The sequence below is a fragment of the Nocardia sp. NPDC051787 genome (assembly GCF_040681325.1).
GTDB lineage: Bacteria > Actinomycetota > Actinomycetes > Mycobacteriales > Mycobacteriaceae > Nocardia.
This window is the reverse complement of sequence record NZ_JBFAYO010000017.1, coordinates 25,049-50,271: the sequence shown is the minus strand read 5'-3', so window position 1 is coordinate 50,271 and position 25,223 is coordinate 25,049. Positions and strand designations below refer to the sequence as shown.

General features: G+C 68.6%; 22 protein-coding genes, 4 tRNA genes and 1 pseudogene. 11 read left to right on the top strand and 16 right to left on the bottom strand.

Translation table 11 applies throughout. The features are described from left to right. Positions 1-112: 112 nt before the first annotated feature. Positions 113-283: a hypothetical protein gene (locus tag AB0M45_RS19470; protein ID WP_364330617.1), complete on the bottom strand. Its 171-nt coding sequence runs from the start codon at positions 281-283 to the stop codon at positions 113-115. Between the two features lie 712 nt (positions 284-995). Continuing rightward, positions 996-1,067, bottom strand: a tRNA-Val gene (locus AB0M45_RS19465). A gap of 356 nt (positions 1,068-1,423) precedes the next feature. On the opposite strand from AB0M45_RS19465, the gene AB0M45_RS19460 reads away from it, so the two are divergent. From AB0M45_RS19460 to AB0M45_RS19450, 3 genes are all read left to right on the top strand, one after another. Then, positions 1,424-1,496: transfer RNA gene (locus AB0M45_RS19460), tRNA-Gly, on the top strand. A 46-nt stretch (positions 1,497-1,542) separates the two neighbouring features. Further along, a tRNA-Cys gene (locus AB0M45_RS19455) sits at positions 1,543-1,613 on the top strand. Between the two features lies 1 nt (position 1,614). Then, positions 1,615-1,689, top strand: a tRNA-Val gene (locus tag AB0M45_RS19450). A 128-nt stretch (positions 1,690-1,817) separates the two neighbouring features. Here AB0M45_RS19450 and AB0M45_RS19445 read toward each other — a convergent pair. From AB0M45_RS19445 to AB0M45_RS19430, 4 genes and pseudogenes are all read right to left on the bottom strand, one after another. Continuing rightward, positions 1,818-3,005 carry a tyrosine-type recombinase/integrase gene (locus AB0M45_RS19445; protein ID WP_364330615.1) on the bottom strand — a complete coding sequence of 396 codons (1,188 nt, stop codon included), beginning with the start codon at positions 3,003-3,005 and terminating at the stop codon, positions 1,818-1,820. 109 nt (positions 3,006-3,114) lie between these two features. After that, on the bottom strand, positions 3,115-3,411 hold the full coding sequence (locus tag AB0M45_RS19440; protein WP_364330612.1) for a hypothetical protein: 297 nt from the start codon (positions 3,409-3,411) through the stop codon (positions 3,115-3,117). A 162-nt stretch (positions 3,412-3,573) separates the two neighbouring features. After that, positions 3,574-4,470 (bottom strand): hypothetical protein, encoded by an 897-nt coding sequence (locus AB0M45_RS19435; protein ID WP_364330962.1) that lies wholly within the window; start codon positions 4,468-4,470, stop codon positions 3,574-3,576. A 90-nt stretch (positions 4,471-4,560) separates the two neighbouring features. Beyond that, a pseudogene (locus AB0M45_RS19430) lies at positions 4,561-4,734 on the bottom strand (helix-turn-helix transcriptional regulator); the annotation flags it as partial. A 444-nt stretch (positions 4,735-5,178) separates the two neighbouring features. Between AB0M45_RS19430 and AB0M45_RS19425 the strand changes: the two are divergent. After that, positions 5,179-6,399, top strand: coding sequence for a sigma factor-like helix-turn-helix DNA-binding protein (locus AB0M45_RS19425; protein ID WP_364330609.1), 1,221 nt, complete (start codon positions 5,179-5,181; stop codon positions 6,397-6,399). Here AB0M45_RS19425 and AB0M45_RS19420 read toward each other — a convergent pair. Beyond that, complete coding sequence (locus AB0M45_RS19420) at positions 6,365-7,309, bottom strand: hypothetical protein (protein ID WP_364330606.1); 945 nt, start codon at positions 7,307-7,309, stop codon at positions 6,365-6,367. The two genes, AB0M45_RS19425 and AB0M45_RS19420, sit on opposite strands and share 35 nt — an antisense overlap. A 441-nt stretch (positions 7,310-7,750) precedes the next feature. On the opposite strand from AB0M45_RS19420, the gene AB0M45_RS19415 reads away from it, so the two are divergent. Beyond that, positions 7,751-8,776 carry a hypothetical protein gene (locus AB0M45_RS19415; RefSeq protein ID WP_364330603.1) on the top strand — a complete coding sequence of 342 codons (1,026 nt, stop codon included), beginning with the start codon at positions 7,751-7,753 and terminating at the stop codon, positions 8,774-8,776. Here the strand turns inward: AB0M45_RS19415 and AB0M45_RS19410 are convergent. The 3 genes from AB0M45_RS19410 to AB0M45_RS19400 all read right to left on the bottom strand — a co-directional run bounded on the left by AB0M45_RS19410 (position 8,743) and on the right by AB0M45_RS19400 (position 12,748). Next, the gene (locus tag AB0M45_RS19410; RefSeq protein ID WP_364330933.1) at positions 8,743-9,702 is read right to left on the bottom strand and encodes a LysR family transcriptional regulator; all 960 of its coding nucleotides are present in this window, start codon (positions 9,700-9,702) and stop codon (positions 8,743-8,745) included. The genes AB0M45_RS19415 and AB0M45_RS19410 overlap by 34 nt on opposite strands. A gap of 192 nt (positions 9,703-9,894) precedes the next feature. Next, positions 9,895-11,454 (bottom strand): NAD(P)/FAD-dependent oxidoreductase, encoded by a 1,560-nt coding sequence (locus tag AB0M45_RS19405; protein ID WP_364330601.1) that lies wholly within the window; start codon positions 11,452-11,454, stop codon positions 9,895-9,897. 58 nt (positions 11,455-11,512) lie between these two features. Continuing rightward, complete coding sequence (locus AB0M45_RS19400) at positions 11,513-12,748, bottom strand: cytochrome P450 (protein WP_364330598.1); 1,236 nt, start codon at positions 12,746-12,748, stop codon at positions 11,513-11,515. Between the two features lie 253 nt (positions 12,749-13,001). Between AB0M45_RS19400 and AB0M45_RS19395 the strand changes: the two genes are divergently transcribed. Then, complete coding sequence (locus AB0M45_RS19395) at positions 13,002-13,541, top strand: GNAT family N-acetyltransferase (protein ID WP_364330595.1); 540 nt, start codon at positions 13,002-13,004, stop codon at positions 13,539-13,541. Positions 13,542-13,549: 8 nt separating this feature from the next. Here AB0M45_RS19395 and AB0M45_RS19390 read toward each other — a convergent pair whose 3' ends face one another. From AB0M45_RS19390 to zapE, 3 genes are all read right to left on the bottom strand, one after another. Then, a complete protein-coding gene (locus tag AB0M45_RS19390; RefSeq protein WP_364330593.1) occupies positions 13,550-14,302 on the bottom strand; it encodes an alpha/beta hydrolase in 753 nt (250 codons plus the stop codon). Between the two features lie 61 nt (positions 14,303-14,363). Beyond that, positions 14,364-15,014, bottom strand: a complete 651-nt coding sequence (locus tag AB0M45_RS19385; RefSeq protein WP_364330590.1) for a tyrosine-protein phosphatase — start codon at positions 15,012-15,014, stop codon at positions 14,364-14,366. Positions 15,015-15,164: 150 nt separating this feature from the next. After that, entirely contained in the window at positions 15,165-16,181 is a 1,017-nt protein-coding gene (gene zapE, locus AB0M45_RS19380; RefSeq protein WP_364330587.1) for a cell division protein ZapE, read from the bottom strand. A gap of 35 nt (positions 16,182-16,216) precedes the next feature. Here zapE and AB0M45_RS19375 point away from each other — a divergent pair, with 35 nt between their 5' ends. The 4 genes from AB0M45_RS19375 to msrB all read left to right on the top strand — a co-directional run bounded on the left by AB0M45_RS19375 (position 16,217) and on the right by msrB (position 20,433). Further along, complete coding sequence (locus AB0M45_RS19375; RefSeq protein ID WP_364330584.1) at positions 16,217-16,978, top strand: pyrimidine reductase family protein; 762 nt, start codon at positions 16,217-16,219, stop codon at positions 16,976-16,978. A gap of 31 nt (positions 16,979-17,009) precedes the next feature. Then, positions 17,010-18,566 carry an alpha/beta hydrolase gene (locus AB0M45_RS19370; RefSeq protein ID WP_364330581.1) on the top strand — a complete coding sequence of 519 codons (1,557 nt, stop codon included), beginning with the start codon at positions 17,010-17,012 and terminating at the stop codon, positions 18,564-18,566. A gap of 68 nt (positions 18,567-18,634) precedes the next feature. Further along, positions 18,635-19,993, top strand: a complete 1,359-nt coding sequence (locus AB0M45_RS19365) for a glycosyltransferase family 87 protein (RefSeq protein ID WP_364330578.1) — start codon at positions 18,635-18,637, stop codon at positions 19,991-19,993. Continuing rightward, positions 19,990-20,433: a peptide-methionine (R)-S-oxide reductase MsrB gene (gene msrB, locus AB0M45_RS19360; RefSeq protein ID WP_364330575.1), complete on the top strand. Its 444-nt coding sequence runs from the start codon at positions 19,990-19,992 to the stop codon at positions 20,431-20,433. Before AB0M45_RS19365 ends, msrB begins: the two co-directional genes overlap by 4 nt. A gap of 401 nt (positions 20,434-20,834) precedes the next feature. Here the strand turns inward: msrB and hemQ are convergent, their stop codons facing one another. The 3 genes from hemQ to hemE all read right to left on the bottom strand — a co-directional run bounded on the left by hemQ (position 20,835) and on the right by hemE (position 24,377). Further along, entirely contained in the window at positions 20,835-21,530 is a 696-nt protein-coding gene (gene hemQ / locus AB0M45_RS19355) for a hydrogen peroxide-dependent heme synthase (protein ID WP_364330572.1), read from the bottom strand. A 210-nt stretch (positions 21,531-21,740) separates the two neighbouring features. Beyond that, entirely contained in the window at positions 21,741-23,081 is a 1,341-nt protein-coding gene (locus AB0M45_RS19350) for a protoporphyrinogen oxidase (protein ID WP_364330569.1), read from the bottom strand. A gap of 231 nt (positions 23,082-23,312) precedes the next feature. Further along, positions 23,313-24,377: a uroporphyrinogen decarboxylase gene (gene hemE, locus AB0M45_RS19345; protein WP_364330930.1), complete on the bottom strand. Its 1,065-nt coding sequence runs from the start codon at positions 24,375-24,377 to the stop codon at positions 23,313-23,315. A gap of 173 nt (positions 24,378-24,550) precedes the next feature. Here hemE and AB0M45_RS19340 point away from each other — a divergent pair, with 173 nt between their 5' ends. After that, positions 24,551-25,189, top strand: a complete 639-nt coding sequence (locus AB0M45_RS19340) for a DUF3000 domain-containing protein (RefSeq protein WP_364330566.1) — start codon at positions 24,551-24,553, stop codon at positions 25,187-25,189. Positions 25,190-25,223: the final 34 nt, after the last annotated feature.

Here is a 25,223-nt window from a genome sequence, read left to right as displayed (position 1 = left end):
AGTGTATTAGTAAAGACTTAGCAAAGGCTGAGAAAGTGGGCAGATTGTGTGTTGTTCCCCACTGGTCGCTGGTTGCCATGACAGTGACCCACCACACAGAACGTGATCTGGCTCATGGGTCGACAACCGCTGCAACCTGGGCGATTCCGCCCACCATGATCTCGATCGCGCGTGCCAGCGGGAGACCGCCGGCCGACGTCATCCCGAATCCCCAGGCCCACGGCTGGATGCGTGCGCGGCCTCGCCAGTTGCACTCGGCGTTGACCACGCCCAGCGGATCCACCGCCCCGGATCCGGCGGCAGCCGGTTAATGCCGCGGACCATGAACGGGTTTCGCGGGCTGCTGACGACGACGGCATTGCACACGATGAGCACGTCATGCATGCGGAGAGTGAAAGAGGTTGCGACGCAGCTGAAGCGACGCACACCACTCTGCGGCGACCGCGGTGCGGCCCGAGTGCGGCCGGCCGGCCTGGATTGTTCAGCCACCGAGGAGTCCGTCGACGTGCGGCACCGACAGTCCCCATGAAGTCGAGCGAAACCTGAAGGGCGACATGCGGAATAACCATGGAGACGGATGGATCGTCGCGGCCGCTTCCAGCCGGTCGATCGACCGTGCCTGCGTGCGGCAACGTCCGTGATGCGGGATCGGTGTCGGTGGACATATCTCTCCTTCGCCGGGTCCACACCCGGTTCATCGGTCGAACATGTTCTTGGCATCGAAATCGAGCAGCGGGCGAAGCCCGGGACGTTCCTCGGTTCAGGAGGTGCGACCCGTGACGCAGAGCTCGGACTGATAGTAAAGACTTCGCAAAGCACCTGGAAAGGTTTCGGGTCGCACTGATCGCAACCGCTACCAAACTGTGACCCAGGTCACAGTGAAGCATAAGACCGGTTGACGCAACTGCCTATTGGTCGGCCTCGGCGGTCACGCCCCTGGAGGCCAGGAGAAAAGAGAAGACCGGGCATACACTGCACCGGTCTCGCCAATCGAGTGGTCCCAGCTGGGATCGAACCAGCGACCTTCCGCGTGTGAGGCGGACGCTCTCCCGCTGAGCTATGAGACCTGACATGTGCCCGGTGGGGCGGGCGGGGTGCCCTCCGGACGAGACGAAACATTAGCACGCGCCACCGGCGGTTCACCAAATCGCCACCGGGACAGAGACCGGGCCCCTGGACGCGGAAGAGCCGTCGGAAGACGCACCAGCGCCCCCACGAACGCAGTCGGCACCGGCCGGCCGGACCCGACGACTCCCCACAGAAGCATCCATTCCCCCACCAACCCCATGGGCCCCCGGCGTCACAGCGTGCAACGTTCTGGATTTCCCGCGTTCTACCAGCGGATTTGTACCTTTCACCTGGCGTCCGCTAATGTTCTGTCTCGCACCACGGAGGCCGGAAACGAGCCGCCGAGATGCAAAATGCGGATGTAGCGCAGCTGGTAGCGCATCACCTTGCCAAGGTGAGGGTCGCGGGTTCGAATCCCGTCATCCGCTCGAGAGGTAGGGCCAGGCAACATTGATACGCCTTTCCCCCTTGCGCGGTGGAGTGGCCGAGTGGTGAGGCAACGGCCTGCAAAGCCGTGCACACGGGTTCGATTCCCGTCTCCACCTCGCGCGATTAGCTCAGCGGGAGAGCGCTTCCCTGACACGGAAGAGGTCACTGGTTCAATCCCAGTATCGCGCACCACCGTAGTACCAGGTCAGAGGCACTTTCTGAGGAAACTCAGAGGGTGCCTCTTCTGTTTTTCAGCCTCCGAACACACACTCAGCACACACGAGGTTGAGTAACTCCGGGCTAGCGGGAGCAACTCGGAGCTACTTCGAGCCATTCGACATGGCCGCGCCGAGTAGCGCGGCGTGCGCCTCGAGGTCCTTCGGGAACAGGTCGATGTAGACCGATTCCGTGATCGCCGTGGATGCGTGGCCCATCCACTCGGCGATATACCGCGACGAGATACCCGCCGACGCGCACAGGCTCGCGAACGTGTGCCGCAAGTCGTGCGCGGTGAGTTCGGTTTCGCCGTCGTCATCGAGATACAGTCCGGCCAGCTTCGCGGCGGGGTGCAACACCCGCCTGTTCCAGTTGGTCCGCCGGATCGGTCCGCCAGTCGCGGCGGTGAAGACCAGCGCGGCGGCGGGCTTGTCCTTGACGTGCGCGCGGAGTTCATCGACCAAGTCGGGCACGAGATCGAGAGTTCGCTTCTTGTCCCCCTTGGGCAGACCCAACACCAACTTGCCCTTGACGTCGGTGTACGCCTCGAACACCCGCACGTGCAGGGCATCGAGATCGAGATTTTTCACGCGCAGCGCAGAGAACTCGCCGATGCGCAGACCGGTGTAGGCCATGAACCGGATGGCGAGCCCGTCCGGCAACGGAGCGGCTTCCGGGACGATCGGCACGCGGCCGTCGTCGCTTTCGAGGTCGAGTTCGGCCGAGCGGTCGCGCCCGACGCGCTTCCGGTTTCTCCGCAGGCTGTAGAGGTAATCGGCGGCAGCAGCGAGCCGCGCGACTTCGGCGTGATCGAGGTAGTGCTTTTCCTCGTCCTCGATCTTCGGCAACTCGACGTCGCGAGCGGGGTTCGCGCGCATCCGGCCGTCGCGCACAGCAAGGTGAAGGACACCGGCGAGAACCTGGTAGCAACGGTGCACGGTGGCTGGAGCCATCTTCGGCGTGATGTCGCCGACCCACTTCACGACGTCGCCATGCGTGATGGCGCCCAGCTCCCTACCACCCCAGTACGGCAACACGTGATTGCCCAAGATGCTCCCGTAGTTCTCACGGGTGGACTCTGCCTTGCGTATGAGCGACGCCGTCCACGTCTCGGCCATCTCGGAGAACAGCGCGGCCGACTTTCGGTTGTCGATATACGTACCGGTGTGCAGTTCGGAGGCGATGCGGTCGCGTTCGGCAGTTGCCTCGGCCTTGGTCTCGAACGCCGGGAACCGCTGCTTACCGTCGGATTCTCGAACAGAAGCGCGCCAGCGCGTAAGGGTTCCGCTCATTTGCCGCCGCCGCTAATTCAGTCGTCGTAGTCGGACGGCCAGAAGATCATTGCGACGACGACGGCCAGCGGTAGCGCGATCACGAACACAAGAGCGGCTTGCGTCGCGCTCATCGCTGTACCCCGCCGAGTGCGGGCCAGCGGCCGAATGACGCACGCGGCGCAGCGCATTCGACGTCGGCAACCGACATCAAACGGTCCAGCGTCACGAGGTCAACGTGCGCAGAGGACGACAGCAAGACGACCTGCGCCCCGGACGCCTCGACCTGTTCGGCCAGTCCGAGTACGGAGGCCGAGTTCGCCCATCGCAGCGCGTACCCCAACCGCCGCGCCAACCGGCGCACCTGCGCGGTATCCCATTCCGTTGTCGGCGAGCACGGGTTTACCCATCCGAGCGCGTCGTCCATTCCTCGCCTTCCCCTGATGCCGTTGGTAGGCCCCGCCGCCGGGGAATCGAGTTCGACCCGACGGCGCGGCTGTACCGAGCGTCACAGCAGGTGGAGGCCGCCGACAATGGCACTCTCCGGACGCGTCCGGGGAAGTGCCACATCCGATATCTATTGTGGCCGTTAATATTCGAGCTGTACCAAGTCGGCTAGTTCGCGCATTTCCGGCGTGAGGGTGCGACGCTTGCGGATGATGCGGCCCAGCAGATCACGCGCCGAGCGCTGTTCGACCAGCCACGGCCGCGCATCACGCGACAGCGACGCCAGCACATCGAAAGCGGCGTCGTACTGACGTAGCTCCACGTGGGCCGCCGATACGTCGATCATGTGCCGGTTCCGGTTGTCCGACGTCGGCCGCTGGTCCGGCGGGATATCGCGGGCCAAGCGCAACGCGACGTCCGGGCGGTCATCCACCACGGCGTTCTCTACCCGCTTCATAGCCACCGTGGCCGCGTCGAACGTCGTCCAGTACTGGTGATAGGGGCTGGACTCGGGCCGCACCGCGACCGCCCCGGCAGCGGCAAGCCCCATCATCTCGTCGGCCTCATCGGGCCGGTTATCGCGTACCGCCGCCGCCGATGCTCGGAGCAACAGCCATCCCCAGGTCGAAAGCTCGCGCGTCGTCGCGACGGACAGCCGGGGTTCCACGCGGTCGGCCCACCGGGTAGCCAGATGACGCACCGCCTCGAATTGCCGTTCGACAATCAAAAGCCAGCACAGCGTAATCACCGCCGACGCTGCGTCCAGGACGTTGCCCGTCGATTCGGCGTCGGTGAGGGACTGGTTCAGCGCGATGCGCGCCGAATCGGGCTGGCGAGTCTGCACCATCACCGAACCGGCCAGTTGCAGCGTGCGCGACCACAGCAGCGCCGGGGCCGAATTGGCGTCGTCTATAAGGCGCGGCAGGACGCGGGCCAGCCGTTCGTATTCGTTGTCGTGATACAGCTTCGTGGCGTGCGACAGAGCCGCTTCCCGGCCGCGCACCGATAGCGGTTCCGCCGCCGTCGGCGTGTCGCGCATCGACGCCAGAGCTTCGCGTGTCGGCGTCCACAGCTCGCCTCCGCCATTGCCTACCGGCGGTGCGGGATTGGGGCCGAGTAGGACCGTCAACGGGCAACCTAGCGCTACAGCGAACCGGCGCAGGGTGTCCATTCGGGTGTCGTCGCGTTCCCCCTGTTCGATCTTGCGAATCAGAGACAGGGACACCCCGGAGGACTCCGCAAGCTCTCGCTGTGTCAGCCCGCGACGCTTCCGAACGAATTGGAGCCGTTCCCCAAGGTCCATGTCCCAAGGCTACGGGTACGTGTACCCGCTGCGCACCGCACGCCGCGACCTCACTACCGGCGCCCCGAGCTCGCGCAGCGGGTAGGTGCGCTGCCCGCGTGAATACACACACAGCACACACACGCAGAGTTTCACCGGAGTTTTCCGCTGTAGCTCGGAGTTGCTCGAACCCAACGTTTGCGCTGGTAAAGTGCTATTTCTAGTTGAACGGAGTTGTTCGGATTTCCTCAGGTTGAGCGCGATACCATAACTGACACGGAAGAGGTCACTGGTTCAATCCCAGTATCGCGCACCACGGAAATAGCAGGTCAGCCCGGTTTTCACCGGGGCTTTCTTGTTCTCGTGACCAACCTGCGTACATCGGGCACACGGTGGAGTTCGGCTGTCGGTGGGCGGGGATACGCTGTGGCGCACAGTGCCGGAGCCGAGTCAGGGGGTTGTCGCGTGACGATCAGCGTAGAGGTCACGCCGGATGACGACGCTGATCCCGAGTCGCTCGACCTGCGCGACGATATCTCCTTCGACCTCGAAGAGGTCAATGAGGTGCTCGCCGAGCTGATCGCGATGCGGGCCGATCGCAAGGCCAAGGACGGCGAACTGCTGACGGCTCGGTTGGGGATCGGCGGCGAGCGGCCCGAAACGCTGGCGCGCATCGGCGCCCGCTACGACCTGTCCCGCGACCGCGTACGGCAACTGCACACCAAGGCGGTGGGCCAAATGGTCCGGATGGCGGAGCAATCCGGGCACCGCGCCGCCGCGGTGCTGCGCGCACGATATCCGCTCGACGCGCGCGACCGGCAGCTGGTGCGCGCGCTGCTGGTGGAGACGTACGCGACCGACACCGACATCGCCGCCACCGAACTGTCGTACTTGAAGCTGCGGCTGGCCGGGCATGCGGCCGAGGACGCGAAGCGGATCGCCGGATTCGTCACCCAGCGCATCGCGGCCTGGCAGAAGAAGACCAACCGGCGCCTGGCCAAACTGCAGGACGCGCAGCCGCGGGCCACCGGCCAGCTGAATCCGTGGTTGGATCAGGTCGATTGGCCCGGTGCCGGTTCCGCGGCCGCGATTCCCGCCGCCTCCGCGCGCACGGTGGACAGCGACGACGACGGACGCGGGCGCTTCTACCTGGACAAGGTCGGCCGCGACGTGCCGTTCGACTCCGGCCTGGAGGCCAGGTTGCTGTGGATTCTCAACGCGAGCGACCTGGTCGAGACGTTCCAGGAGCATCCAGCGGCAGTTACCTACGAACTCGATGGCGCCGAGCGGTCGCACTGTCCGAGCCTCGTCGCCCGGCTGACCGACGGCCGGATGATCCTCGTCGACGTCGAGCCGCTCGGCCACCTCGGATTCCACGTCAACCGGGTGAAGGCGGCCGCGAGCCGTGCGTACGCGCACGCCAACGGCTGGGGCTGGCTGGTCTGGACGGGCAGCCGCATCGGCGTCCCGGAACTGCGCGCGCGCCGGGTCGAGGCGGCGAGCGAACGGATGCTGGGCAACCTGGTCGAGCGCGGGCCGGTGCACTGGGCCGCGCTGTGCGAGGTGCGCGCGAAGACCGGCCTGGATCTGGTGGACTTCCTCGCGCTGGTGCTGCGCAACGAGTGGCGGTGGGACCGAGCTCCGTTCCGGCTCAGCGCACCACCATCGCCGCCGCCAGGAACGTGACGATCAGCAGCATCGCGCAGACCGTGATCAGCTGCCAGCGCTCGATGGACTGCTCCAGGTTGGCGATGGTGTTGCGCAGCGCCTTGTCCAGCCGGTCATGGTCGGCGATGGTGCGCTGGGCGGCGGCCAAGGTCTCGGCCTGATCCTGCACCGCGACCTCCGCGCGTTCGAGTCTTGTGGTGAGCTTCACCACGTGCTTCTGCTTGTCCCGCAACGACTTCCGGGCCATGGCCAGCGTGGTGCGCTGATTGACCAGCTCTTGGCGCTGCCGGGCGATCACCGTCGCCTGCGTTCTCGTGTGGTATTCCCAGTCGGTCACGGTGGCCCAGCCTCCTGTCCTCTCGTCCCGATAACCCCAGACGAACTCGCCGCGCACCCAGCCCGCGAGGAACTCACGCAGCTCGACCGGCTCGCGCCGGGGCGCCGCCATCGCGTGCTCGGTGTCCAGCACACCAGTGACCGCGCGGTAATCGCAGGTGACGGGGGCGAAGTCCGCGATGCCCAGCGCGTGCAGATACGGCACCCAGTAACCGGGCGGGCACAGCCAGAGCACGTCCGTGCAGCCCGCGGCGCGCAACCGTGCGGTGTGCTCCTGAGCGAGTCCACGCTCCAACGGCCCGCTGCGGACCTCGATCGCGTACACCCGATCGCCCTTGCGCCAATAGACGTCCACGGGCAGTGTTCCGATGCGCCGATCCACTTCCGCCTCGTCGGCGCCGTAGGCCAGGAGCCTGCCGCACAGCCAGTACTTCAACCGCTGCATATCCCACTGCGCGGCGGAACAGTCCGGACACTCGCAGGCGTAGCCGTTCGACGACCCGCGCACCCGGCCGGAACCGTCCCCGATACCCAACTCGGCGAGAAGCGCTCGGCGCCCGCAGGCGATCTCCGCCCGCTGCTTCGTTCTCACGCGACCACTCCCTGCACAAACCACCGCAGGCCTGGCGACCCACGCCATAGATCAAGAGTGCGTCAGACTTGCTCACCTTGCCAGTCCCGTGTACCCCGCGGTCGGGTGCGCCACACCTGATGCTTATGAGGCGATCGGCGCTGGTCTTCTGCGGCACAAGGGTTTTCATCATGCCATGCGGCCTCTCCGGCCACTCGGGATCGGGAATTGATAGTTGCCGCCATCCGCGACACGTCCGTTCGCGTCGGTGACACAAGTGGGGACAAACCGGATCGGCGCGCACTCCGCGTGCGGGGACGTAAACCCGTGGGCCTACGCTGATTCGATCAGGTCAACGGATCGGAGTATCGCCGATTCTTCGCGAGCCGCGGATGTCCAACTGGGCGGATAGAATCGTCCGGCCGAGTGCGAGCTGGGCCGATACGGGGAAGAGGGTACTGGATGGAGCACGGTCAGCAGACCGGCGAGTCGATCGGCGCGATGTTGTCGAGTATCGCGTCGACTCTCCGAGAGGTCAGCGAGAAGCTGGACGCGGTAGCGGCCCGTATCGACGGCACGCCGGCCGTGCCCGGCGAACAAACCATCGAGGCTCGGTTGGCCAAACTGGAGGCTTGGGCCTTGCAGGCCGGACGGGATATTTCCGGCATCGACGCACGGGTGGAACGCCTGGAGTCCAGCGCCCCACCGAATGACCTCGGCGCGGCCCGGTTACCCCGGGGCGGAGCGGTCCGCCCGAATGCAGGCCGGCCGGAGCGCCAGGCCGGGGAATCGGCACCCGCCGCACGGAAGAGCGATTCCCGGGAACCCGCGGGCTCCCGGAACGGCACGCGACCACCGGACCTGCCCCGGGAACCGGTGCACGCCGCCCCGGAGCCGTATTCCTCTGCGCGGACGGGCTTCACCCCGCCCCGTGAACCCGCCATGACCGCGCTGGAACCGAAGGACATGTCCGGGCAGGACTTCACCCCGCCCGCGCCACGCGAGCAGACATCGAACTTCACCGCTCCCCCTGCACATGAGCCGGCCTCGCGCTTTACCACACCGCCGTCGCATGAACCCGCGTCCTTCTCCACGCCGACCGCGCGCCCTATCGGGTCGTCGGCCTCGTACTCGCAGCACGAAAACGCCGCGTTCGAAAGCATTGTCGCCTCCCCCGCCAGCGCCGATCCGGGCGCGGACCACAGCAGTTCCCGGAACGGAACGGCTCCCGACACCCCCGTCGCGAGTCTCACCGGCGCGCGCCACGCCACCGAGGAAGAGCGCACGCCGGTCGAGAACACCCACGTCGACAAGCTGCAGGCCATGCTCGACGAACTCAAGCGCACGGCGGCGGCCCCGCTCGGCCGCTCCGACATCTTCGGTCCACCAGCGGGCGAACCGACTCCGAACGGATATCAGTCCGAGCGCGGCGACGCGCAGCGCAGGCCGGCCGACTACCGGCTCTCCAGTCCGCCTCCGACCTCCTGAGCGACCTTGCTCCGCCGTTTCGGCGGATGCGCCGCAGCTGCCGAGCGCAGCAGGATTTCCTGCACGAGATCGCGGAGCCAACGGTGCCCCCGGTCGGCGGTGTTGCGCGGATGCCAGGCCAGCCCGATGGCGATCTCCGGCAGCGGCAGCGGAATCTCGAACGCGCCCAATCCGATCGCAGGCAGCGTGGCGGCGCTCAGCATGGCGGGCGCCGAGCAGACCAGATCGCTGCCACGCACCGCGAACAGCGCGCTGGTCAGCGTCGGGACGGTCGCCACGACACGCCGGGTACGGCCGTGCAAGGCGAGCCGGTCATCGATCGGGCCGTGCGCGCGTCCGTCGCGCGAAATGCTCAGATGCCGGGAGCCCGCGTACGAGGCGACGGTGACGCGGTCGGTGACCAGGGGATGGTCTGCGGCGGCCACGCCGATCACCCGGTCGGCGAGCACTCTGCGCACCGTGGTCTCCGGGTCGGTGTGGTCGATCACGCCGACCTCGAGATCGACGCGTCCGTCGCGCAGCGCGGCGGTGCCCTCGAGGGTGTCGGGCACGAAGCGCAGGGTCACGCCCGGCGCCTGTGCCCGCGCGGCGGCCAGCAGCGGCGCGGCGAGTTCGGTGACCACCAGGTCGCCCGCCTGTATCGCGAAGGTCCGGCGCAGCGCCGCCGGATCGAGGTCGTCGCGCGGGGTGAGCAGCGCACGCCCCTGTTCGACCAGAGTGCTGACTTCGTAGCGCAATTCCAGCGCGCGTGGCGTCGGCACCAGCGCGCGGCCCGCCCGCACGAGCAAGGGATCGTCGAGCACGACACGCAGCCGAGCCAGCGTCCGGCTCATCGCGGGCGGCGAGGTGTGTAGACGCTGCGCGGCGAGAGTGACACTGTTGGTGTCCAGCAGCGCGTCGAGGGCGACGAGCAGGTTCATGTCCAGCGCTTCCACCCTTGGATTATCGCCAAGACAAGGACTGATCCTTGACATTGCGTGGCAGGGCAATGCCGGTCATCGAAGACGCCACGGATGCCCGTTCTCGATGGTCTGGTTGCCCGGCCACCGGCCATGCGCGACTTCCGGGCGACGAGATCACACTATTCCTGCACTGTGTGCACGAATGGCCGCAAGTCCCTAGTGGCTGACCCGGCCGCTGTCGCCGTCGTACGGAAGCAGTTCGGTATCCCTCGGGGCTGCCGGAGGCATCGTGGGTCCGGCGCCGGGCTTTCGCCGGGTCGCGAGTCCGCGGTAGGACTCGGGCTTGATCCGGCGCAACCACTGGCTCGCGCGGGTGCGCAGCGGAAGACGGTACTTCAGGTCGGCGAGCATCTCATCGATGTTCTGGATGGAGAACGGGATGACCGCGGTGCCGTGCGCGTGATGGCCGTGCGTGCGGTCCTCCATCCAGCGCAGGCGGGCGTCGATCTGCTCGTTCAATGTCTCGGCCGGCGGCAGGTTCACTCGGCCGGTGAGCAGCGCGGCGGTCCAGTGCGCCGCGACTTCGGCGCCGACCGTGCTGATCACCGACGAGTTGTAGCCGGCGAAGGTCAGATTCGGGACCTCCAGCGGGAGGATCTGCCGGTGCAGGCGGAAGTTGCCGTGCTCGTCGGTCAACCGGCGCTGCACGTACGGCGTCAGGAACGGGACGCGCTGATGGAAACCGGTAGCGCACACGACGACATCGGCTTGGAGCACTTGGCCCGTGGACAGGCGCACCGCGGGCGCGGCCTTCGGACCGCCGCCCAGCTCGGTGATCGTCGTGTCGCGGTGCACCACGATGCGACCGCCTGCGACCTGCTCGAAGAAACCCTCGGTGGCCAGGCTGATGGTGCTCTCGGCGATCTCCTCGAATCGGCCGCTGGGCACCAGGCCGAGTTCGCGCAGCCGCAGGCGCTTGGTGGCCAGTTCCTGAATCAGATCGAAGTTGCTGATCCGCACCGATTCGCCCGGCCCGTCCAGGAACCGGTCCGTCCAGCCCGGCCGCAGGTAGTGGAAGTGCGCCTCGCCGAAGCGGGTCAGCATCAGCCGTTCGTAATCGATCACCCGGGCCAGTTTGCGCGGCATCTTCCAGAACAGCCGCCGGGCCACCACCGAGGTGGATGCCGCGACCTCGCTCACGGCGGTGGCGATGTCGCAGGCGGACTTGCCGTAGCCCACGACGACGACCGACTTGCCCCGCACCGATTCCAGATCGAGGAACTCCGAGGAGTGGCACAGCCGGCCGCCCGCCGCGCGGAACCAGTCGGCGCCGCGGTAATCCGGCATCGCGGGTTCGCTGAACACGCCGTTGGCGATCACCAGGTGGTCGCAGGACGTCCGGTGCACACCACTTTCATCGCGAATTTCCAGCAACCACCCGCTGTCCACCGGATCGGCGGCGACGACCTCGGTCCGCAACCGCAGATGCTCGGTCAGCCCGAAGTGCTCGGCGTAAGCGGCCAGGTACGCCTGCATCTGCTGACCGTCGAGGACGCGCGGATAGTCCGCGGGCATCGGGAAGTCGGAGAAGTGATACGTCTCCTTGGAGTTCTGCGCCCGCAGCCCCGGGTACCGCCTGGTCGCGCTCCACACGCCACCGACATCGGGTGCGCGGTCGAAGACCTCGACCGGAAAACCCTCCTGTTTCAGCACTTTCGCGCAGGCGAGACCTGCGATACCCGCACCAACAATCCCGATGCGGCTTCCGCTTGTCATGCGCAGGAGACTACGTCGCCAGCGCCGCACAGCAAAGTCGGCCGACCGAAACGGCTCCTCAGCGTATTGCCGGCGCACTCGCCGGGACGACGGGAAGCTCGAGCAGACCGCGGATCAGGATGCTCTCCCGCCACCGCAGGTCCGCGTCATCGGCGGCCAGCCGCAGCAGCGGGTACCTGCGCACCAGCCTGGTCAGCGCGACGCGGGCCTCGAGCCTGGCAAGTCCGGCGCCGAGGCAGTAGTGGATGCCGTGGCCGAAGGCCAGATGACCGTTCGGCGCGCGGTCCGGATCGAACGTCGCGGGCGCGGCGAAGTGCCGTTCGTCGCGGTTTGCCGAGGCGACCGCGACGAGCACCAACTCCCCTTCGGGGATCACGCTGCCACCCAGCGCGACCGCGGCGGTGGTGTAGCGCAGGGTCACCACGTTGACCGGTCCGTTGTAGCGCAGCATCTCCTCCACCAACGCCGGGACGCCGGCCGGGTCGTCGTGCAGGGCGCGGTACCGGGGTGGATCGGTCAGCAGTTCGAGCACGGTGTTGCCGATCAGGTTGACCGTGGTCTCGTGACCGGCGACCAGGATGAGGAACGCCATGGAGATCAGCTCGTCGTAGCTGAGGCGGTCCCCTTCGTCGCTGGCCGGCAGCAACTGCGAGATCAGATCCTCGCCCAGCCCTTCCGCGCGACGCCGGGCGACGAGGCCGTCGAAGTAGTCGACAATGGCGTCGGTGGCGCTGCGCATCCCTTCCGGTGTCGACATCGGCGTGTCCACCACAGCCGCCGACCAATCCCGGAACCGTGCGCGGTCCTCGACGGGCACGCCGAGCAGTTCGCAGATCACCGTGATCGGCAGGGGAAAGGCGTACTCCGCGAGCAGGTCCACCTGCCCGGTAGCGCCCGCGGTTCGATCGATCGCGTCGAGCAAATCGTCCGCGATCGCCGCGACCCGAGACGCGAGAGCCTCCATCCGCGCGGGCGCGAAAGCGGGGCCGACCAGTTTGCGCAGCCGCGAATGCCGCGGCGGGTCGGCGTTGAGCAGATGGTGGCTCAGACGCTGGTTGGCCGCGGTGACGCCGCTCCGGCCCGCCGACGCCTGACGCGCGCGGGCGCCCGCCGCGGTGTGCGGGTCCTTGCGGACGTCGGGATGGCGCAGGACGTCCTTGGCGGCGTCGTAGTCGACGACGAGCCAGGCGCGTACTCCGGTACGCAACCGGATCAGGTGGACCGGGCCCTCGGCACGCAACTGCTCATAGAAGGCGTACGGCGCGCGAAAGAAATCCGCTGGCAGTTCTCTCATCCGATCGATCCCCCTGCGTTCGCGAGTGTTGGTGCGGCCCTTCGATGGTGACACCGGTCACCGCTCACGGCCAGCCCGCGTGTCCGGCCCATCCGTCCGATCGCCGTTGTCGATCGCCGCAAGCGGCGCGGACCTGTTCCCGCCACGGCGCCGCCGCGGCTGGACCCGAGATCGGACTACCCGAGCGTTCCTCTTGCCCGTCTCGGTAATAGTCCTCGTATGCCCGCCGCGGAAGGTGTGCTCTGATGAAGACATGAGCAACCTCCCAGTCACCGTCGACCGGGCCGGGCTGTGGGACGCGGAGGCCCTCAGTGATGTTGCGGCCGCGACCTTTCCGCTCGCGTGTCCTCCGGGTGCGACGCCCGATGACATCGAAATCTTCGTCACCGACGTGCTGTCGGGCGAACGCTTCGGCGAATACCTGAGCGATCCGGCGCGGATCGTGCTCAAAGCCCGCGCGGGCGACGACATCGTCGGCTACGCGATGCTGGTGGCGGGCGACCCCGGCGACGCGGCGGTGGCCGAAGCGATCGGCCTGCGCCCGGCGGTCGAGATCAGCAAGATGTACGTGTTGCCGGGCCATCACGGCAGCGGGGTGTCCACCGCGCTCATGCAGGCGGCCCTGGAGTGGGCCCGGGCCGAGGGTTATCCAGGGGTCTGGCTGGGCGTCAACCAGGAAAACGTCCGTGCGCAGCGCTTTTACACCAAACACGGTTTCACCGTCGTCGGCACCAGGACGTTCACGGTCGGCAACCAGGTGCACCACGACCACGTGATGCGTCTGGTCTTCTAGCCCGGGGCTCACCGCAGGAAGTCGACGAGCACGGTGTGGAAGGCGGGGGCCAGCACCGCCATCAAGTGATCGCCGGGCACCACGGCCGAGGTGCCGTTCGGCAGGGCCTCGGCGAGTCGTTCGGGTTCGGCGGCGAACGGGTCGTTGTCGCCCGCCAGCACCAGCGTGGGCACGGTGACGTTCGACAGGTCCTCGATCGGGCGGTCATCCAGGCCGGTCGCCAGAGCGTGAATCGCGTCCAGATCGGCGTGCACGGCGTCGGCGAGCACCCGGAACATCATCGCCGTCCGGGAGGCGCCCGCGCCGTCGCCGCGCATCGCGGCCTGTAGATCGGGCAGATCGATGACCCGGCGGTCGACACCGCCGCAGTCGAGCACGCCCGAGCCGATGCCGCCGACCGCCAGGCGCCGCACCCGTTCGTCGGCCGCGGCGACCAGCAGCGAGATCACCCCGCCCATCGAATACCCGACCTGGGCTACTTCGTCGAAGCCGAGCTCGTCGTAGAGCGCGCGCACGTCACGCGCCATCCCGTGCCAGGAGTAGCGCTCCGGCTCGTGCGGTTTGTCCGAGCGACCGTGGCCGCGCGCGTCCAAGGACACCACGGTGTGTCCGGCGGACCGCAATGCGCCGACCACGCCGGTGCTCATCCAGTTCGCATTGGTGTCCGCGACCACGCCGTGTTGCAGCACGACCGGGACGCCTTCGCCCTCCCACACCCGGTACTCGAGCTCCAGGCCGTCCCACGTCTCGAACCTCGTCATGCCGGGATCGTAGTGCGCGGCACGGCCGAAGTGGACATTCGTCCGGGACCCGGCTGGACGCTCAGGCCAGCAACTCGGCCCTCAGTGCGGCGATTTCGGCGCCGGTGAGTTTCAGCCCTTCGCGGACATAGCCCGCGAAACTGCCGTAGGTCTGGTTCGCTTGGTCGAAGGCGGCGTCGAGCCAGGACTGCTGGACTCCGTTGAGCGGGTCGTCGTCGCGCGCGTTGCGGTACCGGTTGGACAGCAGGTAGTCCTCGGTGACCGTGGCGCGATCGACGCCGAGCACGGTGAGCAGGACGACTGCTGCCCAACCGGTGCGATCTTTGCCCGCGGTGCAGTGGAACAGCAGCGCCCCATCGGTGTCGATCACGGACCGCAGCACCGAGGCGAACGCCTCGTTCGCGCCCGGCGCGGTGATGAACGCGCGGTAGAGCCCGTCGCCGCCGGTGAGCGTTGGGGCCAGGACCTCAGGCGGCGCCTGGCCGATCACGTCGGCCCAATTCGCCGTGGCGCCCGCCGGGACGCGGTCCGGGCCGAGCGCGCGCTCGTAGACAGTCCGCAGGTCGTAGACGGAGCGCACCCGGCGGTCGGTCAACCCGGCCAGATCCGCCGCGGTCGCGTTGTTCAACTGCCCGGTTCGGTACACCAGGCCGGTGCGCACGGTCCGGCCGTCGGTCGTGCGGTAGCCGCCGATGTCGCGGGCGTTCTGCACCCTTGCAGAGCCAACGAGCGATCGGCCGAGATCGCGGGAGCCACTGGTGGATCGGCGAGCGTGACACCGGTTACCGGCCCGAACGCGACCGCCAGACCAGCCGCCATGGCGACCGGGGCACGAAAACGATGGGCCATACGGGACAGCGGCCTAGGCCGCGACCTCGAATCGCGACAGCGCGAGCAGGCGCGAGATCGCGCGCAGGTACTTCTTGCGGTAGCCGCCCTCGAGCATCTCCGCGGAGAAGATCTCGTCGAGCTTCGCGCCGGACACCGTGACCGGGACGCTCGCGTCGTAGAGCCGGTCGGCCAGCACCACGATGCGCAAGGCCACGGCCTGATCGACGACCGGGTGCACGTTCGAGATGAATACCGACGACACCCCGGAGATCAACGTGCCGTACTTCGACGGGTGCAGCGTGCTGAGGTGCTTCAGCAGCGCGTCGAATTCGTCGAGCGTGGAGCCTGGTGTGGCCGCGGCGCGCTCGGCCAGCACCTCCGGCGAGGTGGGTTCCGGTGCGGGCGGCAGATCGCGGTGGCGGTAGTCCGGCCCGTCGACGCGCACCGCCTCGAAGATCGACCCGAGTTTCTTGATCTCGCGCAGGAAGTCCTGTGCGGCGAAACGTCCTTCGCCCAGCTGGCCGGGGAGGGTATTGGACGTGGCGGCGATGGACACCCCGGCCGCGGACAGTTCGGTCAGCAGACGCGAGACCAGCATGGTGTCACCCGGATCGTCGAGCTCGAACTCGTCGATGCACAGCACGCTGTTGCCGGAGAGCCGCTCCAGCGCGTTGGCGAAGCCGAGCGCGCCCACCAGGTTGGTCAGCTCGCCGAACGTGCCGAAGGACTTGGGCGCGGGCGAGCTGTGGAAGATCGAGGCCAGCAGGTGGGTCTTGCCCACGCCGAACCCGCCGTCCAGATACAAACCAGCGCCGCTGACCTGCTTCTTCTTGCCGAACAGGCTCTTGCGCCGCGCGGCCTTGCCGATCGCGGCGACCTGCCCGGCGAACTCCTCGGCCTTGCGGACCGCGGCCGCTTGGCTCGGTTCCTTCGGGTCGGGGATGTAGGAGGCGAAACTCACCTCGTCGAACATGGGCGGGGGCACCATCTGGGCGACGAGCTGATCGGCCGGAACCTCCGGGTTGCGATCGACGAGGCGTTCTTGCATGGACGAAGCCTAAAGACGTGGTGTGATCTAGTTTCATGCAGCGTAGCCACAATGCGATCCAGCTCACAGGGCTGAGCCCGGACGACCTCGCGCAGTTGTACGCCTTCCCGCCCCGGCTCGACGTGCCTTGGGTCCGCGCCAATTTCGTCTCCAGCATCGACGGCGCCGCGACCAGCGGGAATCTCTCCGAGGGGCTCGGCACGCCCGCCGACAAGATGGTCTTCCTGTTGTTGCGCGAGCTGGCCGACGTGATCGTGGTCGGCGCGGGCACCGCACGCGCGGAGAATTACGGCGGAGCACGCACCGATCCCGGGCGCCGCCGCGCGTTCCACGAACGCGGCATCGGCGGGCATCCCGACGGCGCGCCGCCGCCGATCGCGGTGGTCACCGCCAGCGCGGTGCTCGAGCCGGACGCGCGGCTGCTCACCGACACCCGGGTGCCGCCGCTGATCATCACGACGGCCGCCGCGCCCGCCGACCGCAAACGGCGACTGGCCGACGCCGGCGCCGAGGTGATCGAGGCGGGCGACATCGCGGTGACACCGCACGGCCTGCTGCGCGCACTCGGCGAGCGCGGCCTGCTGCGTGTGCTGACCGAGGGCGGCCCGCAATTGTTCGGGGAACTGCTCGCGGCCGACGTGGTCGACGAGCTCTGCCTCACCACCGCGCCGCTGCTGGTCGGCGGCACGGCCCGACGAATCTCGCTGTCCGCGCATGAGTTCCGCACCCGCATGACGCGCACGCACGTGCTGCTCGACGACGACGGCACCATGCTCACCCGGTGGGCCCGTCGATGAAACAGGCGCCGGAACCTGGCAGGCTGTAGCAATGCGCTGGACTCGGGCCGCCGTGCTTGCCGCCACCCTCTCGATCGTCACCGCCGGTTGCGGCGCGGGACCGTCGGATCGTCCCGGTGTCGCGGTACAGCGCCCGCCCGTCGCGGGTAACGCCACGACCTCCGCCGCGCCGCAGGCGCCGCCGAACGCCGAGCTGCCCAAGACCGACCTCAGCTGGCGCGACTGCACCCAGCCGACCCTGGACCTGCTCGGGCTCGGCCCCGCGCCCGCTGGGCTGGTGCTCGACTGTGCCGAATTCTCGACTCCCATCGACGCGGCGGGCGCGGTGCTCGGCAACTTCCGCGCCGGGGCGATGCGGGCCCGTCTGGCGCAGACTCCGGCCGACGTGCCGCCACTGGTGCTGACCTCCGGCTCGGACCGGTCCTCGGCCGCCACCCTCGCCGCGCTCGCCGCGGGTCCGGCTGCCGCGTTGCTGGCCGCCCGCCCGATCGTCGCGGTGGACCGGCGCGGTATCGGCAGCTCCCAGCCGATCGACTGCCTGCCGCCGGAGATCCGCCGCGGCCTGGCCGACAACGCCCAATTCGGCCCTGGTCCCGGCGATCCGGTGGCCAGGATGACCACCCTGAGCCAGGACGGCACCATCGCATGCCGGGACTTCCTGCAGCCCTACGAGGGGACGTTCGACGCACCGCACGCCGCCGACGACATCGAGCAGTTGCGCAGGCAGTGGCAGGTCGAGCACATCACGCTGCTCGGCACCGGCAACGGCGCGAAGGTCGCGCTCAGCTACGCCCGCAAGTACGGCGACCACCTCGCCCGGCTGGTGCTCGACTCTCCCGAACCGGTCGGCATGGACGCGGTCACCCGCGCGGAGCAGGCCGTGCAGGGCGCCGAGGCCGCGCTGACCGCGTTCGCGCAGCGCTGCGTCGGCATCGGCTGCTCGCTCGGCGCCGACCCGCGCGCTGCGGTCACCGATCTGGTGAACCGGGCCGGGTCCGGCGGGCTCGGCGACATCTCGGCGAACGCGCTGATCACCGCGCTGTCGGGCTTCCTGGGCAGCCCGCGCGCCGACCAGGCCAACCGGATCGGTGAGCTGTCGGACGCGCTCGCCGCGGCCGGACGCGGCGAGCGCGGGCCGCTGAGCACCGTGATAGCGCGCGAGTCGACCGCTACCGAGAGCGACGGACAGTTCGTCAACCGGTGCACCGATACCCAGCAGCCGCCGACTCCGGGCAAAGCCACCGAGCTCGCCGGCGCCTGGGGAGGCAAGTATCCGATCTTCGGCAAAGCGGCGGCGATCGCGCTGATGGAATGCGCGGCCTGGCCCGTGTCGACCGCGCCGCCGCTGCCGGAAAAGCTCGGCATCCCGGTGCTCGTACTCGGCGGAGTCGCGGATCCGGTGGTCGGCAACGGCGGTCAGTCGTCGGTGACCGGCGCGCTGGGGGCGGCAGGCGCTCGGCACGCGGCACTCACCTGGCAAGGCTTCGGCCATCCGGTGTCGACCCACTCCAGCTGCGCGCAGCGGGCGCTGCTCGACTATCTGAAAGACGGCAAACTCCCCGCTGACGGTACCGCCTGCCCGGCCTGAACGGCGCTGCGCTGGGCCGCTCGAGCGGCGCGTTGGACAGGTCCCGGCAACCACCGGTAACCGATCCGGTGTACCGTGCCCCAGTGTTCCTTCGACAGCTCGAGCCCCGGACCGCTCGTACCACCGCCGAGGTGATCAAGTTCGCACTCTGGCCCCTCGCGGTCATGACCGTGCTGAACCGGGTCTTCATCAAGGCTGTCAACGGCTTCATCACCGACGACTACAGGCCGGTCTACCAGGCATCCCTCGACTTCCTCAACGGCAGGCCGGTCTACACCGCGAACTTCGACTCGGTCGACCCGCACTACCTGTACCCGCCGAGCGGCACCCTGCTCATCGCGCCGATCGCCGCCATCGACTACGAGAAGTCGCGCTGGCTGTTCATCGCGCTGAACGCGATCGCGATACTCATCGCGTGGTACCTGCTGCTACGGCTGTTCCGGTACACGCTGAACTCGGTGGCCGCGCCCGCGCTGCTGCTGGCGATGTTCATGTCCGAGACCGTGATCAACACGCTGGTGTTCACCAACGTCAACGGCTGTGTGCTGCTGGCGGAGCTGGTCTTCATCCATCTACTGCTGCAACGGCGAGATCTGTGGGCGGGCGCCGCGCTCGGGTTGAGTATCGCGGTGAAGCCGACGCTGGCCCCCTTGCTCTTGATCGCGCTGGCGCGTGGCCAGTGGCAGGTGTTCATCACGGCCCTCGGGGTGCCGGTGGCGCTGACCGCGATCGCCTGGCCGCTGTCGAAGGACCCGGAGAGGTTCTTCACCCGCACCTTCCCGTACCTCTTCGAATCCCGCGACTACTTCAACAGCGCGATCGTCGGCAACGGCGAGTACTACGGCCTGCCGCCGTGGCTGACCTGGGGCATGCGCGTGGTGCTCGGCGTGCTCGTGCTGCTGTCGCTGTGGCTGCTGTACCGCTACTACCGCGAGGACGAGTTGTTCTTCGTCTGCACCTCCTCCGGCGTGCTGCTGACGGCGTCGTTCCTGCTCAGCTCGCTCGGGCAGATGTACTACTCGATGATGCTGTTCCCGTTCCTGATGACGGTGGTGCTGCGCAATTCGGTGCTGCGCAACTGGCCTGCCTGGCTGGCGATCTTCGGCTTCATGAGCTACGACAAGTGGCTGTCGGACCGCTGGCAGCACATCGGGCGCAACCTGGAGTATCTGCGCATCACCTTCGGCTGGGGTCTGCTGCTGATCGTCGTGTTCTGCGTGCTGGGCGACCGTTATCTGGCGGCGCGGCGGGAAGGCCGGCTGCCGTTCGGGATCGATCCCGCGTGGATGCGTTCGGCACCGGACCCGCGCGGCGACGAGCCGCAGCAGGCCCTTGCCGCACCCGACGCCGCCTTCGCGACGGAAACCCCCAGGCCACAAAACGGTTCGGCACCGGTGGAGCAGAGTCGTATTAGCGTGGAGCCATGAGTTCCGAAGCCGACACGTCCCTGCCCGCACCGCGGATCCAGCTTTCGCCGCAGCAATGGCGGTCGAAGCTGAATCCGGCGGAATACGCGGTGCTGCGCGAGGCCGCCACCGAACGCCCGTTCACCGGCGAGTACACCGACACCAAGACCGAAGGCATTTACGCCTGCCGGGCCTGCGGCGCGGAGCTGTTCCGCAGCACGGAGAAGTTCGACTCGCATTGCGGCTGGCCGTCCTTCTTCGACCCGGCGGCGTCCGACGCGGTGATCCTGCGGTCGGACGACTCGCTCGGCATGCACCGGGTCGAAGTGCTGTGCGCGAACTGCCACAGCCACCTCGGCCACGTGTTCGAGGGCGAGGGGTACAACACGCCCACCGACAAGCGTTACTGCATCAACTCCATAGCCCTGCGACTGCACCCCTCGGACAGCGCAGCGGAGTAAAGCCCGACGCTGTCCAGAAGAGTACGGACCCACCCGCCGCCGCGCATGCCCCGAGATCCCGGGGCACGTGCCATACCACAAATCACAGGTGGCCCGCCTCGAGCCGGCGCACCGTCCGCGCTCTCCTCTACCCGCCAGTATTCGGTAGCACCCGCCGAAGCATAGAGTTTCGGCTCGGTCTCCCATACTCGCGTACCGAACCGGGCGAGACGACCTCCACGAGGAGCGCGAACTCCGCGGCGGGACGATACCCGTGATCACCTTGCGGCGGCGGGCGGTAGACGCCCACATCGCACGTTCGGATCTCACCGTCACCCAGGACAATGCCTTGCTCGATGTAGGCCGATCCGGCGTCCGCCGCATAGCTGCCGGGCTCGCGCTATTCCGGATCGGTGGCGAAGTCAGGGCAGGGCGGCGATCAGCTTCTCGATCTCCACCCGCGGGCCGGTGAAGAACGGGATCTCCTCGCGCACATGCCGCCTGGCGTCGGTGGCCCGCAGATCGCGCATCAAATCGACGATGCGGTGCAGTTCCGGCGCCTCGAAAGCGAGAATCCACTCGTAATCGCCGAGCGCGAACGAGCTGACCGTGTTGGCTCGCACGTCCGGGTAACCGCGCGCGGCCTTCCCGTGTTCGGCCAGCATCCTGCGCCGCTCGTCGTCGGGCAGGAGATACCACTCGTAGGAGCGGACGAACGGGTACACGCAGATGTAGTCGCCCGGCTCCTCCCCGGCGAGGAAGGCCGGGATATGGCTCTTGTTGAACTCGGCGGGCCGGTGCAGCGCCGCGTTGCTCCACACCGGCGCGCTGGCCCGGCCCAGTTCGGTGCTGCGGCGGAAATCCGCGTACGCCGCTTGCAGGTCCTCGACGCGTTCGGCGTGCGTCCAGATCATGAAGTCGGCGTCGGCGCGCATCCCGGCCACGTCGTAGATGCCGCGGACCACGACGTCGCGCTCCACGAGACCGTCGAAGAACGCCCTGGCCTCCTTGGTCGCGGCGTCCCTGTCCTCACCCAGCACTCCTGGCTGCACCTGGAAGACCGAGAACATCAGGTAGCGGATGGTGGTGTTGAGAGCCTGATAGTCGAGTCGCGCCATAGCCCTATCGTGCCACTCGGCCGGGAGCGCCCCTGTCGGCGGGCGTGAACTGCTCGATGCGGACCCGGTCATCCGGGACGCCCGCGTCGTGGAGCTGGATGTCGCGCGGGAATCCGGGCGGGCCGCAGACTTCTGTGGCAGTCGATCCCGCTGTTCACAAGTGCTCATTCACCGGTCGCGAACGGGCGAGACGAGAAACGTGCCGGAGGATCAGGGGGCGGCGATCCGCTGTGCGGCGGCGGTGCCGGAGGCTACGCACGCGGGCACGCCGACGCCGTGCAGATACGCACCGGCCACGGCCAGGCCGTCGAGCGTGGCCACCTCGGCTTCGACGGCCGCGATACGGGCTGTGTGGCCGGGCGCGTACTGGGCGAGGCCACCGGGCCAGCGTTGGACCACGGCCGCGGACGGTGCGATGTCGACGCCGGTGACGGTGGCCAGATCTTCCGCGGCGGCGGCGACGAGTCCGGCGTCCGGCCACGACAGCGCGGCGTCGTCCCCGAACTTGCCGAAAGATGCTCGGACCAGGGCGGTTTCGCGGTGCGCGAGGTGCGGCCACTTGCGGCTGGAGAGGGTGAACGCCTTGGCGCGCAACGGTTCTCCGGTGGCCACCAAGATGCCGGAGTTCTGCGGCAGCGCGGTCCCGCGCGGCAACGCGAGAGCGACGACCACCGACGAGGACAGCTCGACGCCAGCCAGCTCCGCGGCCGCGGCCGGGGCGACGCCGCCCAGCAGCCGTGCGGTCACCGGCGCGGGGGTGGCGAGTACCACCGCGTCGACCGCGCCGATCGGGTCCACCACCCAGCCGCGCAGACCCCTGGCCAGACGGGTCCCCGGCGTCGCGGTGACGAACTTCGCCGCCGACCGTGCGGCGAGCGCGTCGAGCAGCGTCCGGTAGCCGTCGCGGATTCCGCCGAAGACCGGCGCGTTGGAAGGCGGCGGCAGCGCGGCGCGGACGGCCGCGGTGAGGCTGGGCGCGCCGTTGTCCAGGGCCGCGGCGAGTGTGGGCAGCGCGGCGCGGACGCCGATGGAGCGCGAACTACCCGCGTAGACGCCGCCGAGCAACGGATCGACGCTGCGTTCGGCGACCTGCGCGCCGAATCGGTCAGCCACCAGGCCGTAGACATCGGTGTCGGAGCCCGGTAACCAAGTCAGCGGCCGTTCGGGCTCGGCGGCGATCCGCGCCAGCGTCGCGGCATCGGCCAGCCCGCGCATCGACTCGGCGTTCGCCGGGATACCCATCAGCGTGCCCTCCGGCAGCGAATGGACGGCACCGCCCGACCACACCAGCGGCCGCAGCCCGGCGGGGGTCACCAACTGCGACTCGAGCCCGAGCTCACACAGCAACTCGGGCACCTCCGGCCGCCGTCCGACGAACGCTTCCGCTCCGAGATCCAAGGGCTCCCCGGCCAATGCACCGGTGTAGAGGATGCCGCCGATCCGATCGGATCGATCGAGCACGAGCAGGTCGGCGTCCGGGCCGAGCAGTGTCCGCAGCCGATACGCGGCCACCAGTCCGCTGATTCCACCGCCGACCACCGCGATACGCATACCTCGACCGTATCGTGCTTCGCGGCCGCGCCCGTCGAACGGTTGGCGCGCTGTGCTTCGCCCCACAATCGCGAGCTACGCCGGCTCCGCGGCGACCGACGACTTCACCTTCGGCTCGAACTCGTCCTCGACGGTGTCGCGGCCGCGGTGAAACGGTCGTCGTGAGGGGCCCTGCGATGCGGCGCGAGTAACCCAGCTATCGGGTCGGCCGGTTACCGCCCGCTCAGGTCCTCACAGTTCGTGGACGAGCTCCACCAAGGCGGTCAGCACGCCCGGGTCGGTGTCCGGGAGCACTCCGTGTCCCAGGTTGAAGATGTGTCCGGAGGCGCCCATCGTGATCGCCTCGTCCGCTTCGCGCACGATCCGGCGGGCCTGCGCCTCGATCGCCGCGGGTCCGGCGAACAGCACGGCGGGATCGAGGTTGCCCTGCAACGCTTTTCCGGGTCCGACCCGGCGGACGGCGTCGGTCAACGGCACCCGCCAGTCGACGCCGACCACGTCGGCGCCCGCCTCGCCCATGGCGCCGAGCAGTTCGCCGGTGCCGACACCGAAGTGGATCCGCGGCACGCCCGCGTCGGCGATCTCGGCGAACACCCGCTCCGAGTGGGGCAGCACGAAGGTGCGATAGTCGGCCAGCGACAGCGCACCCGCCCAGGAGTCGAACAACTGCACCGCGTCGACGCCCGCCGCCAGCTGGGCCTGCAGGAACGCGATGGTGATGTCGCTGAGCGCACCGAGCAGCGCGTGCCAGGTCTGCGGGTCGGCGTACATCATCGCCTTGGTGCGCTCGTGGTTCTTGCTCGGGCCGCCCTCGACCAGATAGGAAGCGAGGGTGAACGGCGCGCCCGCGAACCCGATCAGGGGCGTCTCGCCCAGCGCATCGACCAGCAGGCGCACGCCGTCGGTGACCGCGCCGACTTCCTCGGGACGCAGCCGGGGCAGCGCGCGCACGTCGGCGACCGTCCGCACCGGCGCGGCGACCACCGGGCCGACGCCGGGCACGATGTCCAGATCGATCCCCGCCGCTTTGAGCGGAACGACGATGTCGGAGAACAAGATCGCCGCGTCGACGTTGTGCCTGCGGATCGGCTGCAGGGTGATCTCGCACACCAGCTCCGGATCGAAGCACGACTCGAGCATCCCGATGCCCGCCCGCACGTCGCGATATTCGGGCAGCGAGCGTCCGGCTTGGCGCATGAACCACACCGGACGCCTGCTGGGCGTCGCGCCGGTGGCGGCGGCCAGGAACGGGGCATCGGTCAACCGGCGGCGGGTATGAGTGCTCATCACGGCTATCGTAAGCGGGCTCGGCGGGAGCGACGGACCCGGAGGCGGCAGTGGACGTCGCCGTGAGCGAGTCTTACGAACACGCCGCGCCGCAGATTCAACACAGCCCCGGCGCACGCCGCATCGCGTACAGCGGCGCGCCTCCGACCGCGCCGTGTGCACAAGGTCTACCGTCAGCATTCGTGACACCGCTCGACTTCCGCGACGGCGCCGCACCGACCGAAGGACCCCAGGGCGAGCCCGCTCTATTTCGCGCCGCGGTCGATGCGATGGGCACCGCTACCGTGCATCCCCGGATCGAGCTCGCGCCTATCCGGCCGCCGCAACGACTCGCGCCGTACTCCTACGCCGTCGGCGCCGAGGTCAAACACCCGGACGCCGCCGTGGTTCCGATCGAGTCCGAAGGCGACGCGTTCGGCAGGTTGATCCTGCTGCACGACCCGAACGGCGACGACACCTGGCACGGCACCCTCCGTCTGGTCGCCTACATCCAGGCCGACATCGATGCCGCGCTGGCCACCGACCCGCTGCTACCCGAGGTGGCATGGAGCTGGCTGGTGGACGCGCTGGAGTCGCGGGCCGAACCGTTCACCGCACTGGGCGGTACGGTGACCTCGACCAGCTCGGTGCGCTACGGCGATATCGCCGGTCCGCCGCGCGCCCACCAGCTGGAGATACGCGCCTCCTGGACGCCGGTCACCACCGACATGCGGCCCCATCTCGAGGCATTCTGCGAGGTGCTGGCCTACGCGGCCGGTCTGCCGCCCGCAGGGGTGACCCAGCTGCAGATGCGTCCGGGCTTGCCCGGCGACCAACCGTGAGCACGCCCCGCCGCGGGGTGTGACCTGCGCCGGG

What these genes read in the sequence shown, in the direction of transcription:
- AB0M45_RS19415 (WP_364330603.1), top strand. Translation starts at nt 7,751, where the DNA reads ATGGAGCACGGTCAGCAGACCGGCGAGTCGATCGGCGCGATGTTGTCG.
- AB0M45_RS19435 (WP_364330962.1), bottom strand. Translation starts at nt 4,470, where the DNA reads ATGCGCGACACGCCGACGGCGGCGGAACCGCTATCGGTGCGCGGCCGG.
- msrB (WP_364330575.1), top strand. Translation starts at nt 19,990, where the DNA reads ATGAGTTCCGAAGCCGACACGTCCCTGCCCGCACCGCGGATCCAGCTT.
- AB0M45_RS19405 (WP_364330601.1), bottom strand. Translation starts at nt 11,454, where the DNA reads ATGACAAGCGGAAGCCGCATCGGGATTGTTGGTGCGGGTATCGCAGGT.
- AB0M45_RS19350 (WP_364330569.1), bottom strand. Translation starts at nt 23,081, where the DNA reads ATGCGTATCGCGGTGGTCGGCGGTGGAATCAGCGGACTGGTGGCCGCG.
- AB0M45_RS19440 (WP_364330612.1), bottom strand. Translation starts at nt 3,411, where the DNA reads ATGGACGACGCGCTCGGATGGGTAAACCCGTGCTCGCCGACAACGGAA.
- AB0M45_RS19370 (WP_364330581.1), top strand. Translation starts at nt 17,010, where the DNA reads ATGCGCTGGACTCGGGCCGCCGTGCTTGCCGCCACCCTCTCGATCGTC.
- hemQ (WP_364330572.1), bottom strand. Translation starts at nt 21,530, where the DNA reads ATGGCGCGACTCGACTATCAGGCTCTCAACACCACCATCCGCTACCTG.
- AB0M45_RS19400 (WP_364330598.1), bottom strand. Translation starts at nt 12,748, where the DNA reads ATGAGAGAACTGCCAGCGGATTTCTTTCGCGCGCCGTACGCCTTCTAT.
- zapE (WP_364330587.1), bottom strand. Translation starts at nt 16,181, where the DNA reads ATGCAAGAACGCCTCGTCGATCGCAACCCGGAGGTTCCGGCCGATCAG.
- AB0M45_RS19395 (WP_364330595.1), top strand. Translation starts at nt 13,002, where the DNA reads ATGAGCAACCTCCCAGTCACCGTCGACCGGGCCGGGCTGTGGGACGCG.
- AB0M45_RS19445 (WP_364330615.1), bottom strand. Translation starts at nt 3,005, where the DNA reads ATGAGCGGAACCCTTACGCGCTGGCGCGCTTCTGTTCGAGAATCCGAC.
- AB0M45_RS19375 (WP_364330584.1), top strand. Translation starts at nt 16,217, where the DNA reads ATGCAGCGTAGCCACAATGCGATCCAGCTCACAGGGCTGAGCCCGGAC.
- AB0M45_RS19390 (WP_364330593.1), bottom strand. Translation starts at nt 14,302, where the DNA reads ATGACGAGGTTCGAGACGTGGGACGGCCTGGAGCTCGAGTACCGGGTG.